The following is a 5421-nucleotide window of genomic DNA, read 5'->3' as shown; positions in this document are numbered from 1 at the left end:
GGGGGGCCCTGTTCGACGCCGATCGGGGGTCCCTTTTGCACGCCGGTTGACACGCACGATCGCCGCCGAGACCGGCCCCGACGGGATTTACCGCATTGATCGGCACCTCGCGGCGGCGCGGGCCGCCGCGAGACCCGGTGACGATCCGGACGGCTACGTGACCGCGCATGTCCGCCGGCTCGAGGCGATGCGGCAGGTGGGCATCGTCGAACGGGTGAGCGAGGGCGTCTGGCGCTTACCGCCCGACTATCTCAATCGCGCCGCGGCGTATGAGGCGAGCCGCTCGGCCGGTGCGATAGTCGAGCTTTGCTCGCATCTCGACGTTCGCGCCCAGGCGCGCGCGATCGGCGCGACCTGGCTCGATCGTGCGCTGATCGAGGATGTACGGCCAGCACCCGTCGGGTTCGGGGCGGAGGTCCGCGCGGCGCTCGATGATCGCCGTTCGATGCTCGAAGCCGAGGGGCTGGCCACCCGGCGTGGTCAACGCCTCATCCTCGCCCGTGACCTACTGACGACGCTTCGGACGCGGGACGTAGCGCAGGCCGGCAAACGGGTGTCGGGCGAAACAGGGCTCGATCACCGACCCGTGGGTAACAACGACACGGTGCGCGGCGTGTACCGGCGCTCGGTCATGCTCGCGAGCGGACGGTTCGCGATGCTCGATGACGGAGTTGGGTTCAGCCTCGTCCCCTGGAAACCCGTGCTCGAGCAGCGGCTCGGCCGCGAGGTGCGCGCAATGGTTCGCGGCGGCTCCGTCTCCTTCGACTTCTCGCGGCAGCGTGGCCTTGGCGTGTGATCAAGCTGGTGAATGATCGACTGCTACATGTAGCGGCTTGCAATGATGATCGCCCGGAACTGCAATGAGGGACGTTTTCCGGCTCACATTGCGTGAGACAGATCGATGCGGCAGGCGCATGATCATTGAGACGCAAACCACAATCGGTGCGACGGACGCACAATGCTGATCCGTCAGCTCGCGATCGGCGAAAGAGGATCAACTAGAAGATGGTCGAAACCATCCGCGAAGCGCTCGCAATCGTCCCGGTTAGGATCGAGAAATGGGAATCGACCGATGGTGGCGGCGGTCGGTACTGACGCGGAGCAGGCCCTTGCTACGCAAGACAGTAACTCATAGCGTCTTGCTTATACAATACACCAAGAGACGGGGACCATGAGTAGGTCATGTCGAGCAGCGTGCGTTTTAGCCCTCGTGTCTACTCCTGTCGCCGCCCAGCAACGGCCGGTCGCTCCTACATCAACTAGGATAGCTGAAGTCGAGCGGGGTCTGACGCCGGCTGTGGTGCTGGCGGGTACGCCCGCGCCGCGCCGCACGATCGCGGCCGAGATGAGCCGGCTGCACGTACCCGGTGTCAGCATCGCCGTTCTGCATGGTGGAACGATAGAATGGTCCAAGGGGTACGGCATCACGCGCGCGGGCGGCTCACCGGTAACGCCCGACACGCTTTTTCAAGCAGGTTCGATCAGCAAGCCGGTAGCGGCACTGGCCGCGCTGCGTCTCGTCCAGCAGCATCGCCTGACGCTCGACGGCGACGTCAACGGGCAACTCAGAGGCTGGCGACTGCCGACGCCACCGGGCGATCACGTCACGTTGCGTGAGCTGCTTTCGCACACTGCGGGGACGACGGTGCATGGCTTTCCTGGCTACGCTGCGGGCCTACCCGTGCCGAGTGTCGATGATGTGCTTGCCGGACGCGCGCCTGCGAACACTAAGCCGGTGGTCGTCGATACCACGCCCGGCACAGCCTGGCGTTACTCCGGCGGGGGTTACACTGTCATCCAGAAGCTGATCGGCGATGTGGCAGGCCGGCCTTTCGCCGAGGTGCTGCGCGACGAGGTGCTCCGCCCCGCCGGCATGACGCATAGCAGCTTCGCCCAGCCCCTCGACGCCACGTTGCTAGCGAACGCCGCTTGGCCGCACGACGCGACGGGAAAGCCCATATTGGGCGGACCCCACACCTATCCGGAACTGGCCGCAGCGGGTCTGTGGAGCACGCCGGGCGATCTGCTGCGCTACGCCGCCGTTGTGCGCGACAGTGCAAGCGGCAAAGCAGGGGCTCTGCTGGATCAATCGCTTGCGACGGCAATGCTGACGCCCGGTAAGGGGAATTACGGACTTGGCGTTGAGGTCCGCAGCGCGTCTGCCAATCGCGACTTCTCGCATGGCGGCAGCAACGAGGGATATGAGAACTTCCTGGTCGCCTATACCGGCTCAGGCGATGGCGTAGCGGTTATGACCAACGGCGCTCAGGGCAACGAACTCGCTCTTGAAATTACCCGCAGTGTCGCCGCAGCTTACGGATGGCCAAGCTACCGCAGCATTGAGCGCGCGAGCGTGCCGATCCCGGCCACCACACGCGCCCGCCTTATCGGAAACTACGCCATCCCCGGCCTTGGCTCGTTCTCGATCACTGGGGAAGGATCGGGCTTGGTCTTGTCGCTGAAGGAGGGTGTCAGCGAGCAGCTCTATGCATCGGCGCCGGACACCTACTTCATCCTGTCGACGGACATGGTGCTGCATGTGAATAGCAGCGAGCCGAAGGTTAGTGGGCGCATTGTTACCGGACCGTTCGACATGCTCTTCGCAAAAGAAGCTGACGTTAAACCTTAAGCTACGATATTTGCCATAAACGAATGTTGATCTAAAATCTATTTGACCACGCTCGCGCGTGTCGCAAGGATGGCGTCAAGCACTTGCGGAAAGGCGGTGAAACCCGTTTCGCCGTTCAGATGCCCACCGCCCGGAACCACTTCGAGCGGCTCACCCAGATGGTCGGCGAGTTCCTGCGAGCGCGGGAGGGGTACATATGGATCGTCCTCCCCGGCCCAGCAGCGGCACGCACTTCCTTTCCGCTCACCAATGCCCTTCCAGTCGAACGGTTCGGCGAAGAATGACGCATTGATGGCGTCGTAGTCGGGCAAACCAAGCGCACCGATAAATCCTGCGGCGAGGAACAACCCGCTGAACGGCTCAGCCGCCCTCTCTACCAGTCGCAACGCCATGGTGGCCCCGAGGCTGTGGCCTACCAGGATGGTGGGAGCCGGTGCCAATAGCGCAACCGCACGGTCGTAGGCTTCTAACCACGCTTTCAACGATTGACCCTGCGGCGTGGGAAACCGGGGTCGCACCACCTCCATTCCTGCGCGCTCAAGCCCAGCATGAAGCCAGGGAAACCAGTTCGTATCGGGACCTCCGTGCGCACCGTGCAGTACGACCACCCGCAATCCCATCTGCCCCTGCATCATGACCGCCCCCCCCCCCCGGTAGATTGGCTACCGCCAATATCGTAGTGCCACGTTCCCACAAACCAACGTCTAATGAGAACCGCGAAACGGCGCCCGATCGAACGCCAGGATGAGTTTCCGCTTTCTCGAAACCCGTTCTCACTGTATCGTTCTCACTAACTCGCGACAAGGCGGTGTTTGTGAGAATGGATCGACAGTGAAGGGTAGCGGGAGGTGCTGGTGAGCGAAGCGACCGACGCCGGCACGATCAATCAGGGGTCTGCCCGTTCCGGCTGGGCCTGGTGGCTCGCTGCGGTCGCGGTGATCGCGCCGGTCCAGCTTCCCGCCCTGTTCTTCATCGGCCTCGCGTACCTCAATCCAACAACCTTACCAGCTGGCGTAATTCTCGTCTGCTTTGTCGGGTTGGTGGCGTTCGCCTTGGGGTGGGTTGGCCCCATCAAGGCTTGGCAGGCTCTACGAACTGGCCGGAAAACGGAAGCTTGGCGCTGGTTACGTTGCTCGCTAGCCGCTGATCTCGTCCTGCTAGGTGCGTCTTCCCCATACATATACATGACGGTTGTTCGCCCTGTTCAATTCTGATCGATGGAGGCTCGCCATGACTGAAACCGCTGCGGCCGGAACCGGCGACGCCGATCTCTGGGACGTGATCGAAAGCGGCATGGAGCGCGACGGCGATCTCGCCGTCCGCGAACACCTATCCGCCGGTCGCCCGGTCTATTACACCGACGACGACACGCCCGACGGGCTGCTCATCAAGAAGCATCCGGACGGTCGCCGCGAACTGGTCCGCTTCCGGCGCGAAGGCGACGAGGTTGTCCGGGCGCTCTGATGGCCTCGCCTCAACTCTGGGTGTTCGCCGGCCCGAACGGGGCGGGTAAGTCCACCCTGGTCGACCGCTACGCCGCTGGCCGGTTGCCGGTCATCAATCCCGACAACATCGCCCGCGATCTGCCGCGAACGCCGTCGGGCGGGCTCGACGAACGCGCGGCGGGCGGGCGGGCAGTCGCCGAACGGATAAGCCGCCTCGCGGCGCGCGCGACGTTCGGATTCGAGACCACGCTGTCGGGCAATAGCGAGCTGCGGCTGATGCGCGTCGCCGCGATGGCCGGGTACAAGGTCAACTTGGTCTTCGTCGGGGTCCGCGACGCGGAAACATCGGCCGCGCGCGTCGGCGAACGGGTGAGGGCTGGCGGGCATGACGTTCCCCGAGAACATAGCGACCGGCGGTATGCCCGCGCGATGGCGAACTTGCCCGTCGCTATGAGCATCGCCGATCGCTCGATCGTCCTCGATAATGGCGGGGAGCGTCATCGGCTCCTGCTGGTTCGGGAGGACGGGCGCACCCGGTTCGAGTCGGCCGCGATGCCTGGCTGGGCGGCGCGGGCGGTCCCCGCCGATCTGCGGGCACCGCCTCGGGATCAAGGCCGCGCCTTGTGATGCTGATCGGCTATGCGCGGGTCTCCACGCCCGATCAGGATTTGAGCCTGCAAACCCAAGCGCTCGAAGCGGCCGGGTGCGAAAAGCTGTTCACCGATAAGGTGTCAGGCGCGAAGCTCGATCGGCCGGGGCTCGCCGCCGCGCTGTCCCACGCCCGCTCGGGCGATTGTCTGGTAGTGTGGAAGCTCGATCGGCTCGGGCGCACCATGAAGGGGCTGGTCGAGCTGGCGGGGGAGCTGGCCGCGCGCGGGATTAACCTGCGCTCGCTCACCGATGGCATCGACACGTCCGGCCCAGCCGGTCGGCTCGTGTTCCATATCCTCGCCTCCATCGCCGAGATGGAGCGCGAGCTGATCCGCGAACGCACGATCGCCGGACTCGCCGCTAGGCGGGGCAAGGGTGGCGGGGGAGGAGGTCGCAAGCCCCTTCTAACACCAAGGAAAACGGAACAAGCGCGCAAGCTGCTCGATGCGGGCGAACGGCCCCGCGATGTCGCCGAGCTGGTGGGGGTGTCGATCGCCACGCTCTACCGACGGTTCCCGGCAAGCGAGCGGGTGCGGGCCTGAACTTGATCTACAGTAGGACGATGCCAAAATGTTCCTCAGCTATTGAGGGGAATACATCATGAGTAATGGGACCGCAGACCAGTTCAAGGTTTCGGTGCAAAAGCGTCGAGCAGCTTCAGCCAGAAGCCGCGCGCCGACCAGCGGTTGAACCGGT

Annotated in this window: 7 protein-coding genes; 6 read left to right on the top strand and 1 reads right to left on the bottom strand. The window is 64.4% G+C overall.

Annotation, left to right across the window (positions count from 1 at the left end; all coding sequences use genetic code 11):
* Nucleotides 1-796 (top strand): DUF3363 domain-containing protein (locus tag ACFE71_RS14675; protein WP_375429506.1); only part of this gene is annotated, 796 nt, incomplete at its 5' end.
* 504 nt (nt 797-1300) lie between these two features.
* Nucleotides 1301-2629 (top strand): serine hydrolase domain-containing protein, encoded by a 1329-nt coding sequence (locus ACFE71_RS14670; RefSeq protein ID WP_375429505.1) that lies wholly within the window; start codon nt 1301-1303, stop codon nt 2627-2629.
* A 38-nt stretch (nt 2630-2667) separates the two neighbouring features.
* Here ACFE71_RS14670 and ACFE71_RS14665 read toward each other — a convergent pair whose 3' ends face one another.
* Nucleotides 2668-3264, bottom strand: a complete 597-nt coding sequence (locus tag ACFE71_RS14665) for an RBBP9/YdeN family alpha/beta hydrolase (RefSeq protein WP_375429504.1) — start codon at nt 3262-3264, stop codon at nt 2668-2670.
* A gap of 219 nt (nt 3265-3483) precedes the next feature.
* Between ACFE71_RS14665 and ACFE71_RS14660 the strand changes: the two genes are divergently transcribed.
* Genes ACFE71_RS14660 through ACFE71_RS14645 form a run of 4 tightly spaced genes read left to right on the top strand, consistent with a single transcriptional unit; the run spans nt 3484 to nt 5267 of the window.
* Entirely contained in the window at nt 3484-3843 is a 360-nt protein-coding gene (locus ACFE71_RS14660) for a hypothetical protein (RefSeq protein WP_375429503.1), read from the top strand.
* Nucleotides 3844-3859: 16 nt separating this feature from the next.
* The gene (locus tag ACFE71_RS14655; protein WP_375429502.1) at nt 3860-4093 is read left to right on the top strand and encodes a hypothetical protein; all 234 of its coding nucleotides are present in this window, start codon (nt 3860-3862) and stop codon (nt 4091-4093) included.
* Entirely contained in the window at nt 4093-4701 is a 609-nt protein-coding gene (locus ACFE71_RS14650; RefSeq protein ID WP_375429501.1) for an AAA family ATPase, read from the top strand. Before ACFE71_RS14655 ends, ACFE71_RS14650 begins: the two co-directional genes overlap by 1 nt.
* Nucleotides 4701-5267, top strand: coding sequence for a recombinase family protein (locus tag ACFE71_RS14645; protein ID WP_375429507.1), 567 nt, complete (start codon nt 4701-4703; stop codon nt 5265-5267). The genes ACFE71_RS14650 and ACFE71_RS14645 overlap by 1 nt, the downstream gene beginning before the upstream one ends.
* The last annotated feature ends 154 nt before the right edge of the window (nt 5268-5421 follow it).

The organism is uncultured Sphingomonas sp. (assembly GCF_964237155.1).
Taxonomy (GTDB): Bacteria; Pseudomonadota; Alphaproteobacteria; order Sphingomonadales; family Sphingomonadaceae; genus Sphingomonas.
This window is presented reverse-complemented; position numbering and strand designations above follow the sequence as displayed.